Here is a 26,089-nt window from a genome sequence, read left to right as displayed (position 1 = left end):
CGGCTCATCTCTTGATTACAAAAACCGGTTATTTGCGCGAGAAATGCACGACCAGTCGATCACCTACCATTTGCAGCACTTGCACCAGAATCAGCAGCAACACCACTGTGACGATCATCACGTCAGTCTGGAAACGCTGATAGCCGAAACGGATCGCCAGGTCACCCAGACCACCGGCGCCGACCACACCGGCCATTGCCGTGTAGGACACCAGAGTAATCGCGGTCACCGTAATCGCTGCGAAGATGCCCGGACGGGCCTCCGGCAGCAAGGCGTTCATGATGATCTGCCGGGTGGTCGCGCCCATCGACTGGGTGGCTTCGATGATGCCGCGATCGACTTCACGCAGCGCGGTTTCCACCAGACGCGCGAAGAACGGCGTCGCACCCACCACCAACGGCGGAATCGCACCGGCCACGCCCAGCGAAGTGCCGGTGATCAGCACGGTGAACGGAATCATCACGATCAGCAGAATGATGAACGGCAACGAACGCAGGATGTTCACCGCCAACGACATGAAGGCGTAGAGGCCACGATTTTCCAGCAACTGACGCGGGCTGCAGAGGAATAGCAGCACGCCCAGCGGCAGGCCGAGCAATACGGTGAACAGCAGCGAACCACCGAGCATCAGCAGGGTGTCGCCAGTGGCCAGCCAGATTTCCAGCCAATCGATGTTTTCGAAGAAAGCCTTGAGCATTTCCATTAACGCAGCACCTCCATATGAACGTCAGCGGCGGTGAAGCGGGCGAAGGCCGCTTCCATGTCGCCACCGGTGACGGCGAGGGTCAATTGCCCGTAAGGAATGTCTTTGATGCGGTCGATGCGACCGGCGAGGATGCTGTAGTCGACCCCGGTTTCCCGGGCAACGGTACCGAGCAACGGCGCGTAGGTCGCTTCGCCCTGGAAGGTCAGACGCACGATGCGGCCCGGCACGTGAGCGAAGTCATCGCGCTGTTCGCTTTCGTCGATCTGCTCGCTTTCCTGGACGAAACGCTTGGTGGTCGGGTGCTGCGGATGCAGGAACACATCGGCTACCGAACCTTGCTCGACGATCACCCCGGCGTCCATCACCGCGACCTGATCGCAGACGCGACGGATCACGTCCATCTCGTGGGTGATCAGGACGATGGTCAGCTTCAGTTCACGATTGATCTCGGCCAGCAGTTGCAGAACCGAAGCAGTGGTCTGCGGATCGAGGGCGCTGGTGGCCTCGTCGCACAGCAGAATTTTCGGCTTGGTCGCCAGGGCGCGGGCGATGCCGACGCGCTGCTTCTGGCCGCCGGACAGCTGCGCCGGATACTTCTTGGCGTGATCGGACAGACCGACCCGCGCCAGCAATTCGGCGACGCGCTGATTGATCTCGCTGGTCGACAGTTCGCCGGCCAGGGTCAGCGGCAGCGCAACGTTGTCGGCCACGGTCTTGGAGGCGAGCAGGTTGAAGTGCTGGAAGATCATCCCGACTTGCTGGCGGAAACGGCGCAGGCCGTTGGCGTCCAGCGCGGTGACTTCTTCGCCGTCGACGATGATCTTGCCGCCGCTGGAATCTTCCAGGCGATTGATCAGACGCAGCAGGGTACTTTTTCCCGCACCGGAATGGCCGATCAGGCCGAAGACCTGACCGTTTTCAATCGAAAAACTGGTCGGGTGCAGGGCGGGGATGTCCTTACCGGCGACGCGGTAAGTTTTGTGGACGTTTTGAAACTCGATCACGTAGCGAACCTTGTGGGGCGCGTTAGAAAAGGATCAGCGGTTAGCCGGGCGCGCATTTTAGCCTGTCCGTATAGAGGTTCTTAGCATTTATTTCGCAATTAACCTTCGATTTGGCAATAACAAGATCAAAGGTCATAAAAAAGGAACGCCCATTCCCGCTCATTGGTCACTAGTTAAGCGACTTGAAACCCTGGGTAACCGTGCCCGGAAACGCTCAAGAGTCCCCGTCGAAACGGGGTCAACCGAGGAGTTTACGTCTGATGAGCAGCAAGAAACCTACGACCGACAAAAGCCAGCTGGCCGGAACCGATACCAAGGATCGCGCCAACACCAACGCCAAACTCGACAGCCTGGAGAAATTTCGCTCCGACGCTACCGGCCAGGCCCTGCGCACCAACCAAGGGGTAAAGGTCGCCGATAACCAGAACACGCTCAAGGCCGGCCCGCGCGGGCCGTCGTTGCTGGAAGACTTCATCATGCGTGAGAAAATCACGCACTTTGACCACGAACGCATTCCGGAGCGCATCGTTCACGCGCGCGGCACCGGCGCCCATGGTTTCTTCCAGGCCTACGAGAACCATTCGACACTGACCAAGGCCGGCTTCCTGCAGGATCCGGGGAAAAAGACCCCGGTATTCGTGCGTTTTTCCACGGTGCAGGGGCCACGCGGTTCCGGTGACACCGTGCGTGACGTGCGCGGTTTCGCGGTGAAGTTCTTCACCGACGAGGGCAACTTCGATCTGGTCGGCAACAACATGCCGGTGTTCTTCATTCAGGACGCGATCAAGTTCCCCGACTTCGTCCACGCGGTGAAGCCCGAGCCGCACAACGAAATCCCCACCGGCGGCTCGGCCCACGACACGTTCTGGGACTTCGTCTCGCTGGTGCCGGAATCGGCGCACATGGTGATCTGGGCGATGTCCGACCGGGCAATCCCGAAAAGCCTGCGCAGCATGCAGGGCTTTGGCGTGCACACCTTCCGCCTGGTCAACGCCGAGGGCAAATCGCGCTTCGTCAAATTCCACTGGCGCCCGACCGCCGGCACCTGCTCGCTGGTGTGGGACGAAGCGCAGAAGCTCGCCGGTAAAGACACCGACTACCACCGTCGCGACCTCTGGGAAGCCATCGAGATGGGCGACTACCCGGAATGGGAGCTGGGTGTGCAGATCATCGAGGAGGAAAACGAACATGACTTCGATTTCGACATCCTCGACCCGACCAAGCTGATACCCGAAGAAATCGTGCCGATCACCCCGCTGGGCAAGATGACCCTCAACCGCAACCCGGACAACTTCTTCGCCGAGACCGAGCAGGTCGCGTTCTGCCCCGGCCACATCGTGCCCGGCATCGACTTCTCCAATGACCCGCTGCTGCAAGGTCGGCTGTTTTCCTACACCGACACGCAAATCAGCCGACTGGGTGGGCCGAACTTTCATGAGCTGCCGATTAACCGCCCGGTGGCGCCATTCCACAACGGCCAGCGCGACGCGCAGCACCGCACAGTGATCGACAAGGGTCGCGCGTCCTACGAGCCGAACTCGATTGATGGCGGCTGGCCGAAAGAGACTCCGCCAGCCGCGCAGGACGGCGGCTTCGAGAGCTACCCGGAACGCATCGATGCGAACAAGATCCGCCAGCGCAGCGAGTCGTTCAGCGATCACTTCTCGCAGGCGCGGCTGTTCTTCAACAGCATGAGTAAGCACGAGAAGGAGCACATCATCGCCGCCTACAGCTTCGAGCTGGGTAAGGTCGAACGCGAGTTCATCCGTGCACGGCAGGTGAACGAGATTCTCGCCAACATTGACCTGGAATTGGCCAAACGTGTGGCGGCCAACCTCGGATTGCCGGCGCCGAGCAAAGGCACGGTCGAGGTGCGCAAGACTTCGTTCGATCATTCACCAGCGCTGAGTCAGGCGAATCTGCTACCAGAGGACATCAAAACCCGCAAAGTGGCGATTCTTGCCGCTAACGGCGTCGATGGTGCAGCGATTGATGCGATGAAAAAGGCCTTGGAAGCAGAAGGTGCGCACGCCAAGCTGCTCGGCCCGACTTCGGCATCGGTGAAGACTGCCGACGGCAAAGCCCTGCCGGTGGACGCATCCATGGAAGGTATGCCTTCAGTGATCTTCGATGCGGTGTTCGTGCCGGGTGGTGCGGCGTCGATCAAGGCGTTGAGTGGCGACGGCGTGGCGCTGCATTACCTGCTGGAAGCCTACAAGCACCTCAAGGCGATTGCGCTGCACGGCGAGGCCAAGCAGTTGCAGGATCTGCTGAAGCTGGAAGCGGATGCAGGACTGCTGCAGGGCAAGGATGTGCCGGGGTTGACCAAGCCGTTCTTCGCGGCGATCGGGCAGCATCGGGTCTGGGCGCGGGAGCCTAAGGCCAAGGCCATTCCAGCTTAAGTTCTTGGCTGGCTGAGAGGACGCTTTCGCGAGCAGGCTCGCTCCCACAGGGTTCACGCTGTACCTGTGGGAGCGGGCTTGCTCGCGAAGCTTTTAGGGTTTAGCGGGAATCAGAACCATCTGCGCCGGCACCGTGCGCAGGATCTGTTTCTCGATCTGCAGCTCGAAATCCGGATTCAGTTTCTTCACACGCTTTTTCAGCAACGTCGCCAGCCAAGGGTAGTCCTGGGTGCGCGGCGCCTGGATGCTCACGGCACACTCGTAACTCACCACATCGGCGGCGATCGCGTCGAGTTGCCGGCGAAGTTTGCGGCTATCGTTGATGTTCAGCGCCACCGTGGTGCTTTCGGCAGTCGGATCGATGACCTTGGCTTTCGGTTTGGCTTCGGCCGCCAGCAGCGCCGCTTCGGCTTTCTCCAGCTCGGCCTTACGGGCTTCGGTGATGGCGCCGTTGACGCCACCGGTCAGCGCCGGAGCTTTGGGCATCAGAGCGCGGGCACGGCTCAGCGCGGTCGCTGCGGCGTTCACATCACCTTTCTGCAACACGATCTGGCTGCGGCGCAGGTAGGCCTCAGCCAACTGGCGCTGATATTGCTCTAGGGACTGATCGTTGGGGTTTTGTGCCTGCAACGCGGCCAACTGGTCTTCGGCGGTGGCCAGTTCGCTGCTGGCCAGGCTTTGCTCCAGCTGTGCGATGGCCGTGGCCCGCGCGTCGGGGGCTTCGGCCACCGGCGGCGTGCTTTGGCAGGCGCCCAGCAGCACGGAAAATGCGACAAGGAGCAGATAACGGGAGGCGAACGGCTTCATTCCTGCGACTCTCTAATTGCGCAAAAAGCGAGCAAGTCTACACCCCTCGACGGGGCAGAACAAAACTCAGCAGAAACAGTGCGGCCGCCGTCACAACGATCGACGGCCCCGCCGGGGTGTCCTTGAACCATGACAGCGCCAGCCCGCCACACACCGCGAGCATGCCCAGCAGGCTCGCGCCCAGCGCCATCTGCTCCGGCGAACGAGCGTGACGCTGTGCCGCAGCCGCCGGAATGATCAACAGCGAAGTAATCAGCAACACCCCGACGATTTTCATCGCCACCGCGATCACCACTGCAATCAACAACATCAGCGCCATGCGCAGGCCCGCCACCGGCAGGCCTTCGACCTTGGCCAATTCCTCATGCACAGTGATCGCCAGCAGCGGCCGCCACAGCGTGACGAGCAATATCAGCACTGCCGCGCTGCCGCCGAGGATCCACGCCAGATCGGTCGGACTGATCGCCAGCAGGTCGCCGAACAGATAGGCCATCAGGTCGATCCGCACTTCATGCATGAAGCTTAGTACCACCAGCCCGAGAGAGAGCGTGCTCGGTGCGAGAATTCCCAACAACGTGTCGGAGGCCAGCGGCTGGCGCTGTTGCAAGGTCACCAGCAGCACCGCCAGCAACAGGCAGCCGACGGTCACCGCGACCGTCGGGCTGACATCCAGCAGAAAGCCCAAGGCCACGCCCAGCAGCGCGGCGTGGGACAGGGTGTCGCCAAAGTAGGCCATGCGCCGCCAGACCACAAACGAACCGAGTGGCCCGGCGACCAGCGCCAGTGCCAGACCTGCAAGCAGGGCATACAACAGAAAATCAGCCATGCTTGCAGTGGTCTCCGTGAACATGGGTGTGGCCCGCATCGGGCGCCTTGACCACCGAACCGTGCAGGTCATGGGCGTGGTCGTGATGGTGGTGATAGATCGCCAGGCTCGGCGCATTCTTGCCGAACAGCTCGACGAACGCCGGATCGCCGCTGACCTGCTCGGGGTGCCCGGAGCAGCAGACGTGGCGATTCAGACAAACCACCTGATCGGTGGTGCTCATCACCAGATGCAAATCGTGGGACACCATCAGCACGCCGCAGCCGTGACGGTCACGCAGGCGGGTGATCAGGCTGTACAGCTCGGCTTGCCCGGCGACATCGACGCCCTGCACCGGCTCATCCAACACCAACAGCTCCGGCTCGCGCAGCAGCGCCCGGGCCAGCAGCACGCGCTGCATTTCACCACCGGAAACACTTTGCACCGGGCTGTCGATGACATGTTCGGCGCCGACTTCCTTGAGCGCTGCCAGCGCACGCGGACGGTCTACGCCGGGCACCAGGCGCAGGAAGCGCAGTACCGACAGCGGCAGGGTCGGATCGACGTGCAGTTTCTGCGGCATGTAGCCGACGCGCAGTTTCGGCTTGCGCCAGACGCTGCCGCTGTCCGGTTTCAGCAGCCCGAGCACGGCCCGCACCAGAGTGGTCTTGCCGGCGCCGTTGGGGCCGATCAGGGTGACGATCTGTCCCGGCTCGACGCTCAGCTCGATGTTGTCCAGCACGGTCTGCCCGGCAAAAGTGACGGCGACCTGCTCAAGACGGATCAACGGGTTGCTCATCAAGCCCCCTGGCAACCGGAGCACAGGCCGACCACTTCGACGGTCTGCGCTTCGACGATGAAACCGACATCCTTGGCGCTGTGGATGATCGCGTCGCTGATGGCTTTCTGTTCCAGCTCGATGGCAGCGTGGCACTCGCGGCAGATCAGGAACTGGCCCTGATGCGCATGCTCGGGATGCACGCAACCGACGAAGGCGTTGAGCGAGGAGATGCGGTGCACCAGGCCGTTTTCCAGCAGGAAATCCAGCGCGCGGTACACGGTCGGCGGCGCGGCGCGGCGACCGTCCTGCTCGCTCAGTACCGCGAGAATGTCGTAGGCGCCCAGTGGCTTGTGGCTCTGCCACACCAGTTCCAGCACGCGCCGGCGCAGCGCAGTCAGGCGCAGGCCTTTCTGGGCGCACAAAGTATCGGCCTCGGTCAGTGCGCTGTGCACGCAATGAGAGTGGTCGTGGGGACGGCTGGCAATCGGTGTAATAGGCATGGGCGGCGACGAGTTTTGATAGAGACGTTATTATGTTACCCGTTCTCGCCTCATTGAGTGGTCATCGTGTCCCGACTTTTTTCTGTTTTTGTGGCTTTTATCGCCAGTTTTCTGCTGATCGGTTCGGCTCAGGCCGAGGTCAGGGTTCTCACCAGCATCAAACCGCTGCAGTTGATTGCCGCGGCGGTGCAGGACGGGATCGCCATTCCGGAAGTGCTGCTGCCACCGGGTGCCTCGCCGCACAATTACGCCCTGCGCCCGTCCGACGTACGGAAGGTGCAATCGGTGGACCTGCTGTACTGGATCGGCCCGGACATGGAAGGTTTCCTGCCCCGCGTGCTGAACGGTCGTACGCTGCCGAGCGTGGCCGTGCAGGATCTGCCGGGCATGAAACTGCGCCGCTTTGCCGAAGACAGCCACTCCCACGCCGAAGACGCCGACGAGCATGATCACGATCATCGCCCGGGCACCCTGGACGCGCATTTGTGGTTATCGCCGGTCAACGCGCGGGTGATTGCCGACAGGATGGCGGCTGATTTGAGCGCTGCGGACCCGGCGAATGCCGAGCGTTATCAGAGCAATGCCAAGGCCTTCGATGAGCGCCTCGATGCGCTGGATGCACGTTTGAAGCAACGTCTGGCCGGCATTGAGGGCAAGCCCTACTTCGTGTTCCACGAGGCGTTTGATTACTTTGAAGAGGCTTATGGCCTGAAACACGCTGGCGTGTTCAGTGTGGCGGCGGAAGTGCAGCCCGGCGCGCAGCATGTGGCGGCAATGCGCAAACGCCTGCAGGAAGTCGGCAAGACCTGTGTGTTCAGCGAACCACCGTTGCGTCCACGCCTGGCGGAGACGCTGGTAGCGGGTCTGCCGGTGAAACTGGCGGAGCTGGATGCGCTGGGTGGCTATACGCCGGCGACGGCTCAGGGGTATGAGCAGGTGCTGGAGAAGCTGGGCAACGATCTGGCCGGGTGCCTGGAATCGTTGTAACAACGCAAAACCTGTGGCGAGGGAGCTTGCTCCCGCTTGAGTGCGCAGCACTCACAAAAATCGGGCTGACTGCCAGAATTTTGGGGCCGCTTCGCAACCCAGCGCGAGCAAGCTCGCTCGCCACAATTTAAAGCGCGAACGGCAGAGGGGTGCTGACCTGCTGCCGCTGCGCCAAGCGCTGCTCGAACTCCCGCGGATCGTGAATCAGCACGTCCTGCCCGGCAAACTGCTCGGCGGCGATCAACCGCGACAGCCAGAACCGCACACACGCCACGCGTAACATGGTCGGCCATAGCTCCGCTTCGGCGGCAGTGAACGGACGCAGCGCCGCATATGCGCCAAGGAATGCGCGGGCGCGCGGCCCGTCAATCAAGCCTTCCTCGTCCGAACACCAGTCATTCAAGGCAATCGCCACGTCATAGAGCATCGGCCCCGAACAGGCGTTGTAGAAGTCGATCAACCCGGTCAGGTGCGTACCTTCGAACATCGCGTTATCGCGGAACAGGTCGGCGTGAATGTTGGCCCGTGGCAGCGCGAGGATTCTGTCTTTCTGCGCCGTGATTTCCTCCAGCGCCTTGTGCAGCAGCGCACGCGGCTCGTCGCTCAGGTGCGAGAGAAACTCGCTGCCCTCTTCCAGCATCCAGTCCAGGCCACGATCGGTCTTGCGCTTGATCATGCGCTCGCCCTGGGTCGCCAGGTGCAGATGCGCCTGCAACTCGCCGACCTGCGCGCAATGCTGAGCGTTGGCGACTTTGATGTGTTTGCCGGACAGCCGCGGTTGCAGCAGCGCCGGTTTGCCCTTGAGCTCACGCAACGCCACGCCGTCGGTGGTGCGCAGTGCGTAAGGCACCGGCAGATCGGCCTCGTGCAGCACGTCGAGCAGGTCGATGAAGAACGGCATCTCCTGCACCGGGCCACGCTCGACCAGGGTCAGGACGAATTCGCCCTGCTCAAGGCTGATAAAGAAATTGGTGTTTTCGCTGCCGGCGGCGATCCCCTGGAAATCGAGCAGACGGCCGAGCCCGTAAGGGGCGAGAAAGGTTTCCAGCTCGGGCCGAGCCAGGGGGGTGAACACAGACATGTTTTAACTGCCAGTACGGGCACCGCCAATCGCGGCACCGGGTGAATTAAAAATCTACTTCCATTCGAAAATTTTCCACGACGGAATCAGCATATCCGGCTGATCCGAGCGGATGAAGTTTGCATCGGTCCCGTCTGCGCGCACCAGAAAGTAAGGTGGCGCGCCCTTCGGCGTGACTTTGATCGCGTACAGGAACCCGTTTTGACGATATTCCTGAATCGTCTTGTCGCCTTCCGTGCGAATGGTGACTTCAGGATCTCCCGACGGCGCATCATCCGCCGCGATCGCGGCCAATGGTGAGGCAGCAATCAAACCGACCAGCAGCAAGCGATTTAACGTACGCATGATAACCTTGTCCCTTTGTCGTCAACGGTCCCGCTATTCTAGCGCCGGGCCCGCCGAAAAGGTTGATTCTGCTCATGAGCCAAGCCCCCCTCGTCCTGGTGGACGGTTCGTCTTACCTGTACCGCGCTTTCCATGCCCTGCCACCGCTGACCACCTCCAAAGGCCTGCCGACCGGCGCGGTCAAAGGTGTGCTGAACATGCTCAAGAGTCTGCGCAAGCAGTACCCGGACAGTCCGTTCGCCGTGGTCTTCGACGCCAAGGGCGGGACGTTTCGCGACGAGATGTACGCCGAATACAAGGCCAATCGTCCGAGCATGCCCGACGACATGCGCGTGCAGATCGAACCGCTGCACCAGAGCGTGATCGCCCTCGGTTTCCCGCTGCTGTGCGTGGAAGGCGTCGAGGCTGACGACGTGATCGGCACCCTGGCGCGCAGCAGCGCGGCGGCGGATCGTCCGGTGATCATCTCCACCGGCGACAAGGACATGGCGCAACTGGTCGACGGCCACATTACCTTGGTCAACACCATGTCCGGTAGCTCGATGGATGTGGAGGGCGTGAAGGAGAAATTCGGCGTCGCTCCCGAGCAGATCATCGATTATCTGGCGCTGATGGGCGATTCTTCCGACAACATTCCGGGTGTTCCCGGCATCGGTCCGAAGACCGCCTCCGGCCTGCTGGTCGGCGTCAACGGCGGCCTGACCGAGCTGTACGCGAATCTCGACATCGTGCCGACCCTGCCGATTCGTGGGGCCAAGACCCTGCCGGCCAAGCTCGAAGAGCACAAGGAGATGGCCTTTCTCTCCTATCAACTGGCGACCATCAAGGTCGACGTGCCGCTGGACATCGGCCTCGATGACCTGCAAATGGGCGCGGAAGATCCGGCCAAGCTCTACGAGTTGTACACCCTGCTGGAATTCAAAAGCTGGATCAATGATCTGGATCGCAATGCCAAGCGCCAGGAACTGAGTGCCGCTACCGAGCCTGCGCCGGCTGGCGATCTGTTCAGCGCGCCGCCAGCCGAAGTGCCCGCCGCCCCTGCCGAAGCCGCTTACGAAACCATCCTCGATCAGGCGCGCTTCGATGTCTGGCTAGAGAAACTGAACAACGCCAAGCTGTTCGCTTTCGACACCGAAACCACCGGCATCGACGCGCAACAGGCGCAACTGGTCGGCCTGTCGTTCGCGGTGCAGGCCAACGAAGCGGCGTACATCCCGCTGACCCACTCCTACATCGGCGTGCCCGAGCAACTGGATCGCGACACAGTGCTGCGCGCGCTGAAGCCGATTCTGGAAGACCCGAACAAGCTCAAGGTCGGCCAGCACGCCAAGTTCGACATGAACATTCTGGCCAACTGCGCCATCGGCGGTGATCAGAACGAAGGCATCACCGTGCGCGGCATCGCTTTCGACACCATGCTTGAGTCCTACGTGCTCAATTCCACCGCCACCCGCCACGACATGGACAGCCTCGCGCAGAAGTACCTGGATCACACCACCGTGAGCTTCCAGGACATCGCCGGCAAAGGCGCCAAGCAGCTGACCTTCGACCAGATCGCTCTGGAGCAGGCCGGCCCTTACGCCGCCGAAGACGCCGACATTACCCTGCGCCTGCACCAGACCCTGTTCGAAAAACTCAGCGCGATCCCGAGCCTGGCCGGCGTGCTGACCGACATCGAGATTCCGCTGGTGCCGGTGCTGGCGCGCATCGAGCGTCAGGGCGCGTTCGTCGATGCCGAGCTGCTCGGCATCCAGAGCATCGAACTGGGCAACAAGATGGTCGCGCTGGAGCGCGAAGCGTTCGAGATCGCCGGCGAAGAATTCAACCTCGGCTCGCCGAAGCAGCTGGGCGTGATCCTCTACGAAAAACTCGGCCTGCCGGTGCTGAAGAAAACCGCCAAGGGCCAGCCTTCGACCGCCGAGGAAGTGCTGGCGAAACTGGCCGAGGATGATCACCGTTTGCCGAAAGTGCTGATGGAACACCGCTCTATGAGCAAGCTGAAAAGCACCTACACCGATCGCCTGCCGGAGCAGATCAACCCGCGCACCGGGCGTATCCACACGTCGTACCATCAGGCTGTGGCATCGACCGGGCGCTTGTCTTCCAGTGATCCGAACCTGCAGAACATTCCGGTGCGTACCGCCGAAGGCCGCCGTATCCGTCAGGCATTCGTCGCGCCCAAAGGCTACAAACTGCTGGCGGCGGACTATTCGCAGATCGAACTGCGGATCATGGCCCACTTGTCCAGGGACGAAGGCCTGATGAATGCCTTCCGCAACAATCTGGACGTGCACACCGCGACCGCCGCTGAAGTGTTCAAGGTCGAGCTGAACGAAGTGACGTCCGACCAGCGCCGTGGTGCCAAGGCGATCAACTTCGGCCTGATCTACGGCATGGGCGCGCAGAAACTCGGCAAGGATATCGGCGTCGACACCAAGACCGCGAAGGCCTACATCGACACCTACTTCGCCCGTTATCCGGGTGTGCGCGAATACATGGAGCGCACCCGCGCCCAGGCGGCGGATCAGGGTTACGTCGAGACCTTCTTCGGTCGTCGCCTGTACCTGCCGGAAATCAACTCCAACAAGCCGCAGGAACGCGCTGCCGCCGAACGCACGGCGATCAACGCGCCAATGCAGGGCACCGCAGCGGACATCATCAAGAAAGCCATGGTGGCGGTGGATAACTGGCTGGCGTCTTCGGGGCTGGACGCCAAAGTCATCCTGCAAGTGCACGACGAACTGGTGCTGGAGGTTCGCGAGGATCTGGTCGATCAGGTGAGTCAGGAAATCCGCCTGCACATGAGCGAAGCGGCGAAACTGGACGTGCCGTTGCTGGTGGAAGTCGGCGTCGGCAACAACTGGGATGAGGCGCACTGAGGCGTCTAGCTTGGGGGTTTGCCGTGACATACTGTCGCGGCAAACGCCCGAAACGCGCTTATTTCGAAACGCGCTTGGGGTTATTCCAAAGCTTTTTGAAAAAAATCTGAACTAATCTGACGACTCACTACTCAGAGATACTGAATGGCTGGTGAAGCCCTTCGATGCTCCTATGTTGTGTTAAGTGTTGGCAGATATCTGAACCCCGCCCTAGCGGTTCGGAACTTGAACCCCGGAACTTCTCCCTCCCCATATGAAGTCCGGGGCTTTTTTTGCCTCAAAATCGGCTGTGGCGCAGTCATGCTGCGTTAAAAGCGCTAATCAAAATGCTCATTCAGGTTCCCTAAACTGCGCTTTTTACCAGCACTTTTGCCTTGCCTGGCAGCACCACAGACAGTTTTGAAATTCCCCTATTCTGCCTCGGCCGCCGCTTCGGCGCCTTTGTCTGCCAGCTCCATCCAGCCTGCCAACACAGTGTAGGCCTCTTCCAGGCCCATGCGTTTTGGCGCCGAGAACAGCTGGATCGTCACCAGATCACCCCAGCCCTTGCGGATTTCCGACTGCACTTTCAGCAGCGTGTTCTTGGCGGCGCCGTAGGTCAGCTTGTCGGCCTTGGTCAACAGGATGTGCATCGGCATGCCGGCCGCAACGGCCCAGTCGAGCATCAGCAGGTCGAAGTCGGTCATTGGATGACGGATGTCCATCATCAGAATCAAACCCTTCAAACTCTCGCGGCCACCGAGGTAAGCCTCGAGGTGACGCTGCCAGTGTTGCTTGAGCGGGATCGGGACTTTTGCATAACCGTAGCCCGGCAGGTCGACCAGACGCCGTTCATCGTCTAGCTTGAAGAAGTTCAACAGCTGTGTGCGACCCGGGGTTTTCGAGGTGCGCGCCAGGCTGGCGTGAGTCAGGGTATTCAGTGCGCTGGATTTACCGGCGTTGGAACGACCGGCGAACGCCACTTCGAAGCCTTCGTCGTCAGGACATTGATCGACTTTGGCGGCACTGAGCATGAACGTGGACTGTTGGCACAGGCCGAGGATGGGATTCTTGAGTTGCATGGGATTTCCGATGTGGGCGGCGCCGGGATTGGGCGCGGAACGCGGTGTCGCTTCCGTTTCAGTGACGCCAGTATATAATGCCGCAGATTTTGTGTGTGCTTTGTCCCAGCGAAGGATGAAGTTCACGAGAGCCAAAGACCTTGATTGCGCATCAGAACGCAGAACGCTCTCAACCCTGAAAAGGTCGTTTTATGACGAAATGGCTGCTGGCTGCCGGAGTCCTGATACCGCTTTGCGGCGCACAGGCTACACAGGAACCGGAAGCCGTGTACAACCGTGTTTGTGGTGCCTGTCATTCCGGCCAACTACCCATGGCGCCCGAAAGAGGCGATCAGGCAGCTTGGACGCCGAGGTTGGCGAAAGGTATGGAGACGCTGGTGCAACACGTGACCCAGGGTTTCAAGGCGATGCCGCCGCGTGGTTTGTGCATGGACTGCAGTGCCGAGGATTACCAGGCCATCATCCTTTGGATGAGCGAGAGTAAACCCGGTCCATAACTCTTAACCCTTAGCCGTAGTTGGATTAGCTGATGAACAAATTGATCGTGAGTCTGCTGTTGACCGTGGGAATTTCAGGCTTCACCCATGCTGCCGGTGATGCCGCCGCCGGCCAGGCGAAGGCTGCCGTCTGCGGAGCCTGCCATGGCCCGGACGGGAACAGCATGGCGCCAAACTTCCCGAAACTGGCCGGTCAGGGTGAACGCTACCTCGACAAGCAGTTGCACGATATCAAGTCGGGCAAGCGCCAGGTTCTGGAAATGACCGGCCTGCTGACCAACCTGAGCGATCAGGATCTGGCTGACATTGCTGCTTACTTCGCCAGCCAGAAAGGCAGCGTCGGTGCCGCCGATCCAAAGATCGTCGCCCGTGGTGAGGCGCTGTTCCGTGGCGGCAACCTGGAAAAAGGCCTGCCAGCCTGCACCGGCTGCCATTCGCCGAATGGTGCCGGTAACGCTGCTGCAGGTTTCCCGCACCTGGGTGGCCAACACGCTCAATACATCGCCAAACAACTGACCGACTTCCGCAAGGAAGAAGGTGGTCGCGCCAACGACGGCGACGCGATGACCATGCGCACCATCGCGCGCAAACTGAGCGACGAAGACATTGCCGCAGTCTCCAGCTACATCCAGGGCCTGCACTAACCGCCCTGAATCGAGCGTTAACGGTGATGGACATCTCCTGCAACGTTAACGCTCGATTAATCCGTCGCAGCAAGTATAAAAAGGGTGGCTTTGGCCGCCCTTTTTTGTGGCCGCTGCCGTTACACTACAGAACTCATGCCCGCCAGGACCTGTCTGAAAACAGGTCGCGCGAGGCGACCAAAATTGTCCAGGAGTAAAGCATGCGTAATCTGATCATCAGCGCCGCCCTCGTCGCTGCCAGCCTGTTCGGCGTGACCGCCCAGGCCGCTGAAGCCCCTGCCGCACCTTATGTCGAACTGGCTAACCCGGTGCCAGTGGCAGAACCAGGCAAGATCGAGGTAGTGGAGCTGTTCTGGTACGGCTGCCCGCACTGCTACGCATTCGAGCCGGTGATCAACCCTTGGGTCGAGAAGTTGCCCAAGGACGTCAACTTCGTGCGCATTCCTGCGATGTTCGGCGGCCCATGGGACGCTCACGGTCAGATGTTCCTGACCCTGGAAGCGATGGGTGTGGAGCACAAGGTTCACAACGCCGTGTTCAACGCTATTCAGAAAGAACACAAGAAGCTGACCGACAAGAACGACATGGCCGATTTCCTCGCCACTCAAGGCGTGGACAAGGACAAGTTCCTTGCCACCTTCGACTCGTTCGCGATCAAAGGTCAGATCATCAAGGCACGTGAGCTGGCCAAGAAGTATGAAATCACTGGCGTTCCAACCATGATCGTCAACGGTAAATACCGCTTCGACATCGGCTCTGCCGGTGGTGCCGAACAGGCTCTGCAACTGGCCGATCAACTGGTCGCCAAAGAGCGAGCGGCTAACAAGGCTGCTGCCAACTAAGCGCGGCAACCGCCATGCGCCGCTGGAAGACCGAACGCACCGTTGGCCTGCATGATCCACAGGTCAACGAGCACCACCTGGCATCCACGGGCCTGCCAGCGGACCAGCGTCTGCGCTTGCTCAGTTTCAATATCCAGGTCGGCATCAGCACCGAGCGCTATCGGCATTACCTGACCCGCAGCTGGCAGCACCTGCTGCCGCACACCGGGCGCTCAGGCAATCTGCAAAAGATCGGCGACCTGCTCGGCGATTTCGATCTGGTCGCCCTGCAGGAGGCCGATGGCGGCAGCCTGCGTTCGGGCTACGTCAATCAAGTCGAACATCTGGCCCATCTCGGCGCCTTCCCCTACTGGTATCAACAGCTCAATCGCAACCTTGGCCGACTGGCCCAGCACAGCAATGGCGTGCTCAGTCGCCTGAAGCCGTGGGCGATCGAAGATCATCCGCTGCCCGGCCCGAAAGGTCGCGGCGCAATCCTCCTGCGTTTCGGCGAAGGCCCGGAAGCGTTGGTGGTGGTGATGATGCACCTGGCCCTCGGCGCCCGGGTCCGCAGCCTGCAACTGGCCTATATTCGCGACCTGATCAGTGGCTACAAGCACCAGATATTGATGGGCGACATGAACACCCATGCCAGTGATCTGCTACAACAGTCACCGTTACGCGATCTCGGCCTGCTGGCCCCGCAGATGCAAGCCACGTTTCCCAGCTGGCGGCCGCAGCGATGCCTTGATCATATTTTGCTCAGCCCGACCCTGACCCTGGAAAAGGTCGAAGTGCTGGCCCAACCCATTTCCGATCACCTGCCGGTCGCGGTAGAGATTCGTCTGCCGGGTTCGCTCACGGCCGATGCATTGCCCGCGTTGAGTCCTGCCCCTCGCGGAACCCCTGAATGAGCGACGACGCCCAGCGCTGGAAAGAGAAGTACCTCAAAAGCATCGAACAGCAGGACAAGCTCGAACGTCGGTGGGCCGCCCGGCTCGACTTGCTGCGCCGCGGTCTGGTGCGCAGCACGCTGGCCGCTGAAGGCACCGACAAGGTCGTTGATCAGTGCATGAAAGAGATGCGCGACGTGGTGCGTACCGACGACATGGACGCCGGCCTCGCCGCCCTGCTGCCGCGCCTGGAAAAAGCCGTACTGGACTCGGAGCAGCGTCGCGAGACCCGGATCGATCAGGTCAGCACCGCGCTGACCGCGTTGGTCACCCAGTTGCAAGCATTGCCGCTGCCTCGGGAAGTGGCGCAACCGCTGAAGAAATTCGCCAAGCAACTCGATAGCCGGGTCGGCCAGGCGCGGGAAATGCCGCTGCTGCTGAGCGAACTCAGTGGCTTACAGGGCAAGGCGTTGAGCCAGCTGGAAACACCGCCCGAGCCCGACCGCCCAAGCTTTTTGCAGCGCTTGTTTGGCAGCCGTGACAGTGAAGGGGTGCCAGAGGCACCGGAACAGGCTCAGGCGCCAACGCCGGCGCAAGCTGAAGCTGCGCCAGAGCCGGTGGTACCAGCGCCAGCCGCAGCGGTCGAGCCGACTCCGGCAGCACCAGTCATTGCAGAGGCCGCCGCACAACCACCAGAGGCCGAGCATAAGCAAACGCCAGCAGTACAGCCCGAGGCCGAATCACCTGTCGTCGCGTTCGCGCCACCGGTCATTGCTGCAGAGCCGATCAGCGCACCGGTTGCTGCACCTGCACTACCAGCAGCCGAACGTGAAGCGAAACAGCCGAACACCCCTATTACAGCGCCACCACCTGCTGCCACGTTCAACCCCGACGAGTTGATCCACCCGGGTGACATCCCGGCACCGTTGCTCCTCGACAGCCTGCCCCTGCCCGAACCGATCGCCCAGGCCTTGGCCGCCATCGATCCGGAGCAACCCGAGCAGGACATTCTGTATGCCCTGCCCGACTCGCCGGAGCCGTCTTACAGCTCGGTGGCCAAACACATCGAAGACACGCTGATCGGGCTGCTCGATGACCTGACCTTGCCCGAGCGCCATCGCCCGCAGGCCGAGGCGATGCGTGATCGGTTGAAAAATGGTTTGAACTGGTACGAACTGCTACCGATTCTCGACGATCTGGCGACGTTGATGCTGGCGATCACCGACAGCGGCCAGCACGAATTCGAAGCCTATCTGCAGCAACTCAACGAGCGCCTCGAAGCGTTCCAGAGCAATCTGCAGGCCGCCAGCGAGGGCCACGCTGACAACAGCTCGGCGGCGCGGGCGATGGACACGCAGATTCGCGAGCAAGTCGACGGCTTGCAGACCAGCGTGCAGGAAGCGGCCGATCTGGATGATCTCAAGCAGGTGCTGGAGAACCATCTCGAAGGCCTGCTTGGCACCATGGACCAGCACCAGAAACAACGCGATGCCCGCGAGCAGGAAGTGGCGGCACGTCTCAAGGGCCTGGCGGAGCGTGTGGCGCACATGGAGCAGGAAGCTCTGGGCTTTCGCGAACACCTGGAAGAACAACGGCAGAAAGCCCTGATCGATCCGCTGACCGGCCTGCCCAACCGCGCTGCCTGGAGCGAGCGGCTGGAGCACGAGATCAAGCAGTGGCAGCAACACGGCAACACCTTGAGTCTGGCGATGCTCGACCTCGATCATTTCAAGCGCATCAACGACAACTACGGCCATCTGGCCGGCGACAAGGTGCTGAAGATCATCGCCACAGTGCTGCGCAAACGCCTGCGTGCTGCGGATTTCATTGCCCGTTTTGGCGGTGAGGAATTCGTTCTGCTGCTGCCGGCCACCACGCCTGCCGTGGGCGCCAAACTGCTGGAGACACTGCGCGCGGCCATCGAAGCCTGCCCGTTTCACTTCAAGGGCGAACGGGTGACGATCACCATTTCCATGGGCCTGGCGTCGTTCCGCCCGGGAGAACACAGCGATCTGGTGCTTAAAAGAGCCGATCAGGCGTTGTACCGTGCTAAAAACGGCGGACGCAACCGGGTCGAACTGGGCTGAGTAATTGTTCCATTTTGTTTAAATCAGCCCATTGGCCGTCGATACGCAAAGCAGTACGTTACACTGTTGCATTACTGTCTTGCGTGTACTGCCCCCCTGCCATGAAATTTTTTACCCTCCTCGCGTCGCTGCTCGTTCTGGCCGGTTGTGCCAGCGGCCCGCGTTACGACACCAGCCATCCTTCGGCCAATCACGACAGCCGCGTGCAGTTCGTGATCGTGCATTACACCTCGGCGTCGCTCGCGCGTTCGCTGCAACTGCTGACCCACGGCGAAGTCAGCAGCCACTACCTGATCGGCGACGACAAGAGCGCCACCATCTACAAGCTGATGGATGAAAACCAACGCGCCTGGCATGCCGGCGAAAGCCAATGGCAGGGCCGCACCTGGCTCAACTCAAGCTCGATCGGCATCGAAATCGTCAATCCGGGTTTCAAGGACACGCCGACCGGGCGCCTCTGGTACCCGTACAGCGAAGCGCAGATTCAATCGCTGATCGTCCTGCTCAAGGACATCAGCCGGCGCCAGGGCATCAGCCCGCGTCATATCATCGGCCATAGCGACATCGCGCCGCTGCGCAAACTGGACCCCGGCCCGCTGTTCCCATGGAAACGTCTGGCCGCCGAAGGCCTGGGCGTATGGCCCAACGAACAAGCGGTGGCGCGGCAGCAGCTGCAGTTCAACGCCGAACTGCCGAGCATCAGCTGGTTCCAGGCGCAACTGGCACGCGTGGGTTATGACACCCCGCAGACCGGCGAGCTGGACGTAGCGACCCGCCATGTACTGGCAGCCTTCCAGATGCACTTCCGCCCTTCCCGTTTCGACGGTACGCCGGACGCACAAACGGCGGCGTTGTTGCTGGTACTCAATCAGACAAAATAATGACGCCCGCCCGACGGTCAGGGCGAAATCGAAATCAGCAGCTATAACTCATTGGTAATTCTTCGGATATTCCATGATGGTTGCTACCCGAGCGACGCTGCGTAGCTGGTTTTATCGCCCGTGGTTTTTGGCGATGATCGCGGCTGTCCTTAGTGCAAGCCTGCTGATCGCTGGCGGAATGTTCGTCGCCATGCGCCAGATCGAACAGAACGAAAGCCAGGAGATGAACACCCAGGGCGAGCGCTTTCTGGCCCGGCTCGAGCAATTGTTCGGGCAATTGCGCGAAAGTCTCGATGACCTGGAGGCGCAGCCGTTGCGCAGTTGCGATGACGAAATGATCGCAACCCTGCAACAAGTCACTTTCAACTATCGCTTCGTCTATGAAGCGGCCTACATGGACGGTTCGCGGATCTGCTCCAACCGCCCCCGCCAGGAAGGACTGTCGGTGGTCCGCGCGCCGGACATCAAAGGGCCGACCTATAGCTACTGGCTCAACACCACCACCGAACCCGATGAAAACCGCGCAGCGCTGATGCTCGGGCGCGGCAACTTCCGTGTGGCGACATCGCGCGGGCATTTGACCGACATGGTCGACCTGCCACCAGACAGCAGCCTGCTGGTGGTACTCGACCACGGCAGGCGAGCGATTCCGGTACTAGGCACCGCGCAGACCTGGCCACCGAGCGAAACCTGGCCACCGAAGAGCCGCGAGGCCCTGCAAGTCACCCAGTCACGCCTGATCTACCGCATGCCTACCAACAATCCGGAATACCAGTTAGTGCTGATCACCCCGCGCACTGGCATGCACATTCCCGCGGTCTGGTGGTGGATGGTGCCGGCCTGCCTGCTGCTGGGGGCGTTTGCCGGCTTCTTCGTGTTTCTGCTGGTGCGCCAGCGCCAGTCACTGGACGCCGAGCTGCAGGGTGCGATTCGGCGTGGCGAGCTGCAAGTGCTGTATCAACCGATCTTCGACCTCGACAGTCGCAATTGCGTGGGCGCCGAAGCCCTGCTGCGCTGGCGTCGTCCGGACGGCACCCTGACCAGCCCCGACCTGTTCATTCCATTGGCAGAAAACACCGGGCAGATTCGGCAGATGACCGATTTCGTCCTGCAGCGGCTGCTGGAGCAATTGGGGCCGGTACTACGCGCGAATCCGCAGCTGTACATCTCGGTCAACCTCGCGGCGTGCGACGTGATGGTGCCGCGCATCGGTCAGGTCATGGCCAGACTGTTGACCCTGCACCGGGTCGCGGCGCGGCAGATTGCCTTCGAAGTCACCGAGCGCGGGCTGATCGACGTGGTGGTGGCGCGGGAGAACCTGCAAGCCTTGCGCGATGTCGGCCATCAGGTGCTGATCGACGATTTCGGCACCGGTTATTGCAGTCTCGCCTACCTGCAAACGTTGCCGGTGGATTGCCTGAAAATCGACAAGGCCTTCATCGACGCACTCGGTCATGACGCGGCCAGCAGCGGCGTTGCTCCGCACATCATTCACATGGCGCAGGCACTGGATCTGAAAGTGATTGCCGAGGGCATCGAGCATGAAGCGCAAGCCGTGTTTCTCAGCAGTGAGGGAGTCAAGTTCGGTCAGGGCTGGCTGTTCGCCCAGGCCTTGAGTGCGGTGCAGTTCATCGAACTGATCACCCGTGGACGACGCCTCGCCGGGCGCCGACTGGATGACGAAGCCTAGACCGCCAGCGCCATGTAGAACTGCGTACCCTGCCCCGGCCGCGAATAGACGCCCATGCGCCCGCCATGCAACTGCACAATTTCCTTGCACAAAGCCAAACCGAGCCCGGCGCCGCCCTTCTTGCGCCCGACCTGCACGAACGGTTCGAAAATCCGCCCTTGCTGCCCGTAGGCAATGCCTTCGCCGTTGTCTTCGACGCTGATGATCACCCGCTCGCCATGTCGACGCGCTTGCAGGCGGATCTGCCCGTCGCGGGCAGTGTGGCGCAGAGCATTATCGATCAGGTTATCCAGTACCCGGTCGAGTTGCGCCTGATCGGCCTGCAGGCGCGGCAACGGCCCCTGCACTTCGACGTTCAAGGCAATGCCTTTGGCCGCCGCCGCATCCGCAAAGCGCGATTGCGCCTGCTCCAGCAAGTCTTCGATGGAGCACGGCGCCAGGGTGAGCTTCTGCAAACCGTTCTGATAGCGCGAGAAATTGAGCAAGTCGTTGATCAACTGCATCAGGCGCTGCATTTCTTCGTTGACCGTATCGAGCAGGTCCGCCTCGCGTGACTCCGGGGGAAACTTCGCCCGTTCGCGAAACAGGCCGAACGCCATGTGCATGCCTGTGACAGGCGTGCGCAGCTCGTGGGAGGCGCGCAGCACAAACTCGCTGCGCACCCGCTCGAAAGCCCGCTGCTCGGTGACGTCGTGCAGCACCATCACCGCGCCAAGAATATGCCCCTGAGTGTGGCTGACCGGTGTCAGGCTGTAAGTCAGCAAGCGTGATTCGCCATCGACCTCGATGCTCAAATCTTCCGGGGCGCGCTCAAGGGTGCCACCGCGCAGCACCAGTTGCAGTTGTGCGTCGAGCTCGGGGCGCTCCAGCGCACTGCCGAGACCTTGACCGAGACGATCACTGTCCCAGCCCAACTGGCGCTGGGCCACTGGATTGAGGTGCTCCAGATGCCCTTCGCGGTCGATCATCAGCAAGCCGTCGTCGATACTGTCTAGCACCGCCTGCAGACGCTGCTGACCAGCCAGCAGCTCGTCGACGTTGGTCGCCTGATGCTCGCGCAGCGCCTCGGCCATCAGCCCGAAGCGCTTGGTCAGTTGGTTCATTTCCATCGCCGAGGAAATCGGCAGCGTCACCTCGAAATTGCCTTGGCCGATGTTGTCCGCCGCTTGCGCCAGCGCCTCGATTGGCGCGCCAAAACGCCGGGCAATCGCATGGGCCGTGACAAAACCGATGATCAACACCGCCAGTCCCACCAGCCCGAGCAGACCGGAGACCAGCAGTGCTCTTTCCCGGGCGTCATGCTGCACCGCGTTGATGTTGTCCAGCGCATGCTTGTGCTCGGTAATCAAACCGTTGCGCAAGATGTTGAAGCGTTCTCTGAGGTCGCTGTTGCCACTGAGCACATTGCCCGGGTCACGCGACATCTCGAACGCCTGCAGGAAACGCAGGTAATCGGCCTTGGCCTGGGTAAACCCGTACTGCCGGCCATCGTCCTCCACCTGCTGCGAAATGCCTTCATCCAGCAATTGCAGGTAATGCTGCTTCGACGCTTCGAACGCGGCGGGATCGGGCTTTTCGGCCAGCATCAGCACCAGTTGATCGCCGAGGGTCTGGCGCAATTTAAGCCCCAGGTCGAGGGTCACGAAGTTGCTGCGGATCGTTGCTTCCTGTGTACCGGCCATCTGCATCACGCTGACCAGCCCGAGCAACAGCCCGAGCAACGCGACGGTGATCAGCGCAGAAATACTCAGGAACAAGCGAGTGCGCAACTTCATCGCCAGTTTCATCGTCGCGCGCTCACAGGTTGTACTGCTTGCGCTTGCGATACAGGGTCGACGCGTCGATGCCGAGGGTTTTCGCTGCCTGATCCAGAGTGCCTGCCGTCGCCAGCACCGCGCCAATGTGAGCTTTTTCCAGCTCATCGAGACTCAGCGCCGCGCCGACCCGTGGCGCGTTGTTCGCCGGTTGCTCGGCCATGCCGAGGTGACTGATTTCCACGCGCTCCTGCGGGCAGATGATGCTCGCCCGCTCCACCACGTTACGCAGCTCACGAATATTGCCCGGCCAGCGATAACCCAGCAGTGCTTCGCGCGCCTCGTCACTGAAGCCCCGCGCCGGACGCGCATATTCCTTGACGAAGCGCGCGAGGAAGCGGTCGGCCAGGGTCAGGATATCTTCGGCACGCTCGCGCAGCGGCGGCAAATGCAGGGTGATGACGTTGAGGCGATACAACAGGTCTTCACGGAAGCGCCCGTCGCGCACCATGTCCTCCAGATTGAGGTTGGTCGCGGCGAGAATCCGCACATCGGCACGGCGAGTCACTGGATCCCCTACCCGCTCGTATTCCTTGTCTTGAATGAACCGCAGCAACTTGGGTTGCAATGTCAGTGGAAAATCGCCGATCTCGTCGAGAAACAGCGTGCCACCGTCCGCTTGGTTGACTCGTCCCAAGGTGCTCTCACTGGCTCCGGTAAACGCACCACGACTGTGACCGAACAGCTCGCTTTCCATCAGCTCGGCGGTCAACGACGGGCAGTTGATGGTCACGCAGGATTTTTTCTCGCGCTTGCTCCAGCCATGAATGGCTCGGGCCAGTTCCCCTTTACCCGTGCCGGATTCGCCGAGGATAAGGATGTTGGCGTCGGTACCGGCGACCTGCCGCGCGGTTTCCAGCACGACTTTCATCGCCGGGCTGTGTGAGTCGAGGCCGTCCTTGGGTTTGCGGATCTCGCCTTCAAGAGCTTCCAGACGCGCCGAGAGCTGGCGCACTTCCAGTTGCTTGGCGGTGGCCAGACGCAACTGGTCGGGGCTGCACGGTTTGACCAGATAGTCGGCGGCGCCCGCCTGAATCGCGTCCACCGCGGTATCGACCGCCGAGTGCGCGGTGACGATCACCACGCGCATCCATGGCGCCTGAACGCGCATCTGCGCCAGTACATCGAGACCGTTGTCTTCACCCAGACGCAAATCAAGGAAGCACAGGTCGAATACCTGACGTTGCAACAATGCCTCAGCCTGAGCCGCGCTGTTGGCGGTGGCCACCGTATAACCTTCGTCTTCGAGGCAGTAACGAAAGGTTCGCAGGATGGCGGACTCGTCGTCCACCAGCAGAATGCGGCCTTGATGCTCAGTGGCAGATTCCATTTTTCCTACGCTCCATAGTGATTGATCTTGGGTTAGTCCCGGAAAAATCGGGCAAGTTGCATGGTTGATTCTGAACGATGCGAGCCATAGGAGGGTAGCTCTCTCCTGCCTTCACGGCCAATCTGTTGATTTTGTTGAGTTTTTAAACAATCACCGAGTTGCAGGGGGTTCCCTGCGTACTTTTCTGACATCCGGGACGTGCTCTCAATTCCATAAGAATGAAATCTCCTACGAAATAATCATGCATTTCGCACGACCGCAGATGACCCATCGTGCAGGATGCGTCCATCGCTGAATTTTCTACACTTATAACTCATTGATTTTATTGAATATTTTTCAAATAAAAAACTGGCATGCAGCCTGCAATACCTCATTCAGCCCGGGCAGATTCCACTGCCCCAACCGAATAAGAGTGAGGAACCCAGGATGACTCGCCAACGTGCCGCCCAAGTGCGTATCTCGCCACTGCATATTCAGCAAGGCCTGTTTGGCGTACTTGCACTGTTGATCACCCTGATCGCCTGCCAGCAATACCTGAGCTGGGAAAACAGCCAGAAGCCTGAGCCACTGATCTCGATTCAACACAGCACGCAAACGCACTTCAGCGCTGTCAGCAGCAGTCAGGCCGAAAGCGCCTCGATGCGCATGATGGATGTCGATCAGCCACAGCCGCTGGATCAACTGCCACGTGAAGAGCGTTGGGTTTTCTGACAAACCGAAGAATTCGGGCGCTTGGCGCCGGAACACGCAATATCCCTAAATAGAGAAGTAAGGAGAATCACCATGTTGAGCTGGGCAATTACATTCTTGATCATTGCCATCATCGCCGCCGTACTGGGCTTCGGTGGTATCGCGGGCACCGCCACGGGTATCGCCAAGATTCTCTTTGTCGTGTTCCTGGTGATGTTCATCGCTTCCTTCTTCTTTGGCCGTCGCGGCCGAGGTTAACGATGAGTGCTTTAAAGACACTGGCAGCCGCCCTGCTTCTGGGCGGTAGTGCCATGGCGATGGCGGCCAATGATGGCCAGGCGCGGGTCAATGAGCTGCTCAGCTCCGACCCGCAATACCGCGAAACCTGGCAAGGCGTTGTAAAGAACGAAGAACGCCTGCCGGAATGGGTGATGAACCTGTCCGGCACTTCCGAACAGCAGATGAACGCGGTGGTAGAAGATGGCGACAAGTATCTGGTTGGCCCGCTCTGCGAAAATGCAGACAAGTGCCTCAACCATCGCTTGATCGTCGCGTTCAGCTTCGACAAGGACGATGCCTACGGCATGCTGGTTGATGTGCCCGAAGGCCTGCCGTCCGACAAGTCGCCAACGCGACATGCCACGTACAGGTTCTTCGGCAAGCCCGATCAGGGCATGCAGGATCTGCTGATGGAAACCCTGAAGAAAGATCCGAAGTGGTACTGAGTTTGAACATGAAGGCAGCGGCCTCGCTGCCTTCCATTGCGCCCACCCGAGGAAGGTCGGCGCATGACCAGGGGGCCGGGACGTTCTGACTGTTACAGGGTCGGAGTGACCTACGGGTACAGGGAGTGCCTGCGCGAGGGCCGGGTCAGGGTAAAAGCTGCGACGCAGGTTCGCCGACCCTCAGTGGCTCGACGGACTTGCGCTGAGCTTTATCCGATGCAAAAAACATTGATCCAGAGCGTCCTGCTCGTCTTTGAATGCCTCACACTGCGTGCGAAAACATTACGCGGTGTTTCCTGGCGACCGTATATCGAGAAAGAATCCCTTTAAACAGTGGGACATCTAGTCTGCGAATGTAGGCTTTTTCTTGAATTTTCCGTCGAATTCACTCGTTCAAAAAACAACCAATCTCGGCTGTAATGGCCGGTTCACGGCACTTATGCCGGCTGAAATGTCGTAATCGAACCGGTTGGGACGCCAGTTTCAATTAAAAAAGCTCATGCCGATTCGGCATAGGGTAGGCGTTTACGGCATTAGACGGCGCAACCTTGCATCGGAATAGTTGCGCCTTTTTTCGCCTGCCGAAGAGCCGTAAATACGCGCTTCGGGGCACCTTATACGGAGGCAGATGCACAGACTTTTCCGCTGACAGAGCGTTC

Annotated in this window: 24 protein-coding genes; 13 read left to right on the top strand and 11 right to left on the bottom strand. The window is 60.6% G+C overall.

Annotated features, from left to right (window positions below; translation table 11 throughout):
* Window positions 1-28: 28 nt before the first annotated feature.
* Window positions 29-703, bottom strand: coding sequence for a methionine ABC transporter permease (locus AC1RBR_RS01355; protein WP_096797317.1), 675 nt, complete (start codon window positions 701-703; stop codon window positions 29-31).
* The gene (locus AC1RBR_RS01350; protein WP_492562618.1) at window positions 703-1,710 is read right to left on the bottom strand and encodes a methionine ABC transporter ATP-binding protein; all 1,008 of its coding nucleotides are present in this window, start codon (window positions 1,708-1,710) and stop codon (window positions 703-705) included. Before AC1RBR_RS01350 ends, AC1RBR_RS01355 begins: the two co-directional genes overlap by 1 nt.
* Before the next feature lie 260 nt (window positions 1,711-1,970).
* Between AC1RBR_RS01350 and katE the strand changes: the two genes are divergently transcribed.
* Window positions 1,971-4,112 carry a catalase HPII gene (gene katE / locus AC1RBR_RS01345; protein WP_492562616.1) on the top strand — a complete coding sequence of 714 codons (2,142 nt, stop codon included), beginning with the start codon at window positions 1,971-1,973 and terminating at the stop codon, window positions 4,110-4,112.
* 93 nt (window positions 4,113-4,205) lie between these two features.
* Here katE and AC1RBR_RS01340 read toward each other — a convergent pair whose 3' ends face one another.
* From AC1RBR_RS01340 to AC1RBR_RS01325, 4 genes are read right to left on the bottom strand one after another with little or no spacing between them, the layout of a single operon-like run.
* On the bottom strand, window positions 4,206-4,919 hold the full coding sequence (locus tag AC1RBR_RS01340; RefSeq protein ID WP_492562615.1) for a PA5502 family lipoprotein: 714 nt from the start codon (window positions 4,917-4,919) through the stop codon (window positions 4,206-4,208).
* A 37-nt stretch (window positions 4,920-4,956) separates the two neighbouring features.
* Window positions 4,957-5,745, bottom strand: a complete 789-nt coding sequence (gene znuB, locus AC1RBR_RS01335; protein ID WP_095139736.1) for a zinc ABC transporter permease subunit ZnuB — start codon at window positions 5,743-5,745, stop codon at window positions 4,957-4,959.
* The gene (gene znuC, locus AC1RBR_RS01330; RefSeq protein ID WP_095139737.1) at window positions 5,738-6,523 is read right to left on the bottom strand and encodes a zinc ABC transporter ATP-binding protein ZnuC; all 786 of its coding nucleotides are present in this window, start codon (window positions 6,521-6,523) and stop codon (window positions 5,738-5,740) included. The genes znuB and znuC overlap by 8 nt, the downstream gene beginning before the upstream one ends.
* A complete protein-coding gene (locus AC1RBR_RS01325) occupies window positions 6,523-7,005 on the bottom strand; it encodes a Fur family transcriptional regulator (RefSeq protein WP_007962761.1) in 483 nt (160 codons plus the stop codon). The genes znuC and AC1RBR_RS01325 overlap by 1 nt, the downstream gene beginning before the upstream one ends.
* A gap of 66 nt (window positions 7,006-7,071) precedes the next feature.
* On the opposite strand from AC1RBR_RS01325, the gene AC1RBR_RS01320 reads away from it, so the two are divergent.
* Complete coding sequence (locus AC1RBR_RS01320; protein WP_095139798.1) at window positions 7,072-7,992, top strand: zinc ABC transporter substrate-binding protein; 921 nt, start codon at window positions 7,072-7,074, stop codon at window positions 7,990-7,992.
* 127 nt (window positions 7,993-8,119) lie between these two features.
* On the opposite strand, the gene AC1RBR_RS01315 is transcribed toward AC1RBR_RS01320, so the two are convergent.
* Both AC1RBR_RS01315 and AC1RBR_RS01310 read right to left on the bottom strand, forming a co-directional pair.
* On the bottom strand, window positions 8,120-9,073 hold the full coding sequence (locus tag AC1RBR_RS01315) for a homoserine kinase (RefSeq protein WP_492562612.1): 954 nt from the start codon (window positions 9,071-9,073) through the stop codon (window positions 8,120-8,122).
* A gap of 54 nt (window positions 9,074-9,127) precedes the next feature.
* On the bottom strand, window positions 9,128-9,418 hold the full coding sequence (locus AC1RBR_RS01310; RefSeq protein ID WP_095139740.1) for a DUF2782 domain-containing protein: 291 nt from the start codon (window positions 9,416-9,418) through the stop codon (window positions 9,128-9,130).
* Between the two features lie 74 nt (window positions 9,419-9,492).
* Between AC1RBR_RS01310 and polA the strand changes: the two genes are divergently transcribed.
* Window positions 9,493-12,297, top strand: coding sequence for a DNA polymerase I (gene polA, locus AC1RBR_RS01305; protein WP_492562610.1), 2,805 nt, complete (start codon window positions 9,493-9,495; stop codon window positions 12,295-12,297).
* Window positions 12,298-12,707: 410 nt separating this feature from the next.
* On the opposite strand, the gene yihA is transcribed toward polA, so the two are convergent.
* The gene (gene yihA, locus AC1RBR_RS01300) at window positions 12,708-13,358 is read right to left on the bottom strand and encodes a ribosome biogenesis GTP-binding protein YihA/YsxC (protein ID WP_492562609.1); all 651 of its coding nucleotides are present in this window, start codon (window positions 13,356-13,358) and stop codon (window positions 12,708-12,710) included.
* Window positions 13,359-13,549: 191 nt separating this feature from the next.
* Between yihA and AC1RBR_RS01295 the strand changes: the two genes are divergently transcribed.
* The 7 genes from AC1RBR_RS01295 (at window position 13,550) to AC1RBR_RS01265 (ending at window position 20,871) form a co-directional block, all read left to right on the top strand.
* Window positions 13,550-13,855, top strand: coding sequence for a c-type cytochrome (locus AC1RBR_RS01295; protein ID WP_041073683.1), 306 nt, complete (start codon window positions 13,550-13,552; stop codon window positions 13,853-13,855).
* 32 nt (window positions 13,856-13,887) lie between these two features.
* Complete coding sequence (locus AC1RBR_RS01290; protein ID WP_492562606.1) at window positions 13,888-14,499, top strand: c-type cytochrome; 612 nt, start codon at window positions 13,888-13,890, stop codon at window positions 14,497-14,499.
* Window positions 14,500-14,699: 200 nt separating this feature from the next.
* Window positions 14,700-15,341: a thiol:disulfide interchange protein DsbA/DsbL gene (locus tag AC1RBR_RS01285; protein ID WP_115986478.1), complete on the top strand. Its 642-nt coding sequence runs from the start codon at window positions 14,700-14,702 to the stop codon at window positions 15,339-15,341.
* A gap of 14 nt (window positions 15,342-15,355) precedes the next feature.
* Window positions 15,356-16,234, top strand: a complete 879-nt coding sequence (locus AC1RBR_RS01280) for an endonuclease/exonuclease/phosphatase family protein (protein WP_095139745.1) — start codon at window positions 15,356-15,358, stop codon at window positions 16,232-16,234.
* Window positions 16,231-18,300, top strand: coding sequence for a GGDEF domain-containing protein (locus AC1RBR_RS01275; RefSeq protein WP_492562605.1), 2,070 nt, complete (start codon window positions 16,231-16,233; stop codon window positions 18,298-18,300). The genes AC1RBR_RS01280 and AC1RBR_RS01275 overlap by 4 nt, the downstream gene beginning before the upstream one ends.
* Window positions 18,301-18,401: 101 nt before the next feature.
* Complete coding sequence (locus AC1RBR_RS01270) at window positions 18,402-19,181, top strand: N-acetylmuramoyl-L-alanine amidase (protein ID WP_492562603.1); 780 nt, start codon at window positions 18,402-18,404, stop codon at window positions 19,179-19,181.
* Window positions 19,182-19,257: 76 nt separating this feature from the next.
* Complete coding sequence (locus AC1RBR_RS01265; protein WP_481396998.1) at window positions 19,258-20,871, top strand: EAL domain-containing protein; 1,614 nt, start codon at window positions 19,258-19,260, stop codon at window positions 20,869-20,871.
* Here the strand turns inward: AC1RBR_RS01265 and AC1RBR_RS01260 are convergent.
* Entirely contained in the window at window positions 20,868-22,658 is a 1,791-nt protein-coding gene (locus AC1RBR_RS01260; protein WP_166495113.1) for a KinB sensor domain-containing domain, read from the bottom strand. The two genes, AC1RBR_RS01265 and AC1RBR_RS01260, sit on opposite strands and share 4 nt — an antisense overlap.
* A 10-nt stretch (window positions 22,659-22,668) precedes the next feature.
* A complete protein-coding gene (gene algB / locus AC1RBR_RS01255) occupies window positions 22,669-24,015 on the bottom strand; it encodes a sigma-54-dependent response regulator transcription factor AlgB (protein ID WP_003220286.1) in 1,347 nt (448 codons plus the stop codon).
* Between the two features lie 426 nt (window positions 24,016-24,441).
* Here algB and AC1RBR_RS01250 point away from each other — a divergent pair, with 426 nt between their 5' ends.
* The 3 genes from AC1RBR_RS01250 to AC1RBR_RS01240 all read left to right on the top strand — a co-directional run bounded on the left by AC1RBR_RS01250 (window position 24,442) and on the right by AC1RBR_RS01240 (window position 25,430).
* Window positions 24,442-24,726: a hypothetical protein gene (locus AC1RBR_RS01250; RefSeq protein ID WP_047297449.1), complete on the top strand. Its 285-nt coding sequence runs from the start codon at window positions 24,442-24,444 to the stop codon at window positions 24,724-24,726.
* 72 nt (window positions 24,727-24,798) lie between these two features.
* Window positions 24,799-24,963: a DUF1328 domain-containing protein gene (locus tag AC1RBR_RS01245; RefSeq protein ID WP_003177151.1), complete on the top strand. Its 165-nt coding sequence runs from the start codon at window positions 24,799-24,801 to the stop codon at window positions 24,961-24,963.
* Window positions 24,964-24,965: 2 nt separating this feature from the next.
* Entirely contained in the window at window positions 24,966-25,430 is a 465-nt protein-coding gene (locus tag AC1RBR_RS01240) for an inhibitor of vertebrate lysozyme family protein (RefSeq protein WP_115986472.1), read from the top strand.
* Window positions 25,431-26,089 lie beyond the last annotated feature (659 nt).

Source organism: Pseudomonas sp. GW823-FHT01D03 (genome assembly GCF_058798255.1).
The sequence above is the reverse complement of the archived record's forward strand: the minus strand, read 5'-3'. Positions and strand labels throughout refer to the sequence as shown.

Coding starts and splice junctions, on each gene's coding strand:
- AC1RBR_RS01355 (WP_096797317.1), bottom strand. CDS start 703: ATGGAAATGCTCAAGGCTTTCTTCGAAAACATCGATTGGCTGGAAATC.
- katE (WP_492562616.1), top strand. CDS start 1,971: ATGAGCAGCAAGAAACCTACGACCGACAAAAGCCAGCTGGCCGGAACC.
- AC1RBR_RS01340 (WP_492562615.1), bottom strand. CDS start 4,919: ATGAAGCCGTTCGCCTCCCGTTATCTGCTCCTTGTCGCATTTTCCGTG.
- znuB (WP_095139736.1), bottom strand. CDS start 5,745: ATGGCTGATTTTCTGTTGTATGCCCTGCTTGCAGGTCTGGCACTGGCG.
- znuC (WP_095139737.1), bottom strand. CDS start 6,523: ATGAGCAACCCGTTGATCCGTCTTGAGCAGGTCGCCGTCACTTTTGCC.
- AC1RBR_RS01325 (WP_007962761.1), bottom strand. CDS start 7,005: ATGCCTATTACACCGATTGCCAGCCGTCCCCACGACCACTCTCATTGC.
- AC1RBR_RS01315 (WP_492562612.1), bottom strand. CDS start 9,073: ATGTCTGTGTTCACCCCCCTGGCTCGGCCCGAGCTGGAAACCTTTCTC.
- AC1RBR_RS01310 (WP_095139740.1), bottom strand. CDS start 9,418: ATGCGTACGTTAAATCGCTTGCTGCTGGTCGGTTTGATTGCTGCCTCA.
- polA (WP_492562610.1), top strand. CDS start 9,493: ATGAGCCAAGCCCCCCTCGTCCTGGTGGACGGTTCGTCTTACCTGTAC.
- yihA (WP_492562609.1), bottom strand. CDS start 13,358: ATGCAACTCAAGAATCCCATCCTCGGCCTGTGCCAACAGTCCACGTTC.
- AC1RBR_RS01295 (WP_041073683.1), top strand. CDS start 13,550: ATGACGAAATGGCTGCTGGCTGCCGGAGTCCTGATACCGCTTTGCGGC.
- AC1RBR_RS01290 (WP_492562606.1), top strand. CDS start 13,888: ATGAACAAATTGATCGTGAGTCTGCTGTTGACCGTGGGAATTTCAGGC.
- AC1RBR_RS01285 (WP_115986478.1), top strand. CDS start 14,700: ATGCGTAATCTGATCATCAGCGCCGCCCTCGTCGCTGCCAGCCTGTTC.
- AC1RBR_RS01280 (WP_095139745.1), top strand. CDS start 15,356: ATGCGCCGCTGGAAGACCGAACGCACCGTTGGCCTGCATGATCCACAG.
- AC1RBR_RS01275 (WP_492562605.1), top strand. CDS start 16,231: ATGAGCGACGACGCCCAGCGCTGGAAAGAGAAGTACCTCAAAAGCATC.
- AC1RBR_RS01270 (WP_492562603.1), top strand. CDS start 18,402: ATGAAATTTTTTACCCTCCTCGCGTCGCTGCTCGTTCTGGCCGGTTGT.
- AC1RBR_RS01265 (WP_481396998.1), top strand. CDS start 19,258: ATGGTTGCTACCCGAGCGACGCTGCGTAGCTGGTTTTATCGCCCGTGG.
- AC1RBR_RS01260 (WP_166495113.1), bottom strand. CDS start 22,658: ATGAAACTGGCGATGAAGTTGCGCACTCGCTTGTTCCTGAGTATTTCT.
- algB (WP_003220286.1), bottom strand. CDS start 24,015: ATGGAATCTGCCACTGAGCATCAAGGCCGCATTCTGCTGGTGGACGAC.
- AC1RBR_RS01250 (WP_047297449.1), top strand. CDS start 24,442: ATGACTCGCCAACGTGCCGCCCAAGTGCGTATCTCGCCACTGCATATT.
- AC1RBR_RS01245 (WP_003177151.1), top strand. CDS start 24,799: ATGTTGAGCTGGGCAATTACATTCTTGATCATTGCCATCATCGCCGCC.
- AC1RBR_RS01240 (WP_115986472.1), top strand. CDS start 24,966: ATGAGTGCTTTAAAGACACTGGCAGCCGCCCTGCTTCTGGGCGGTAGT.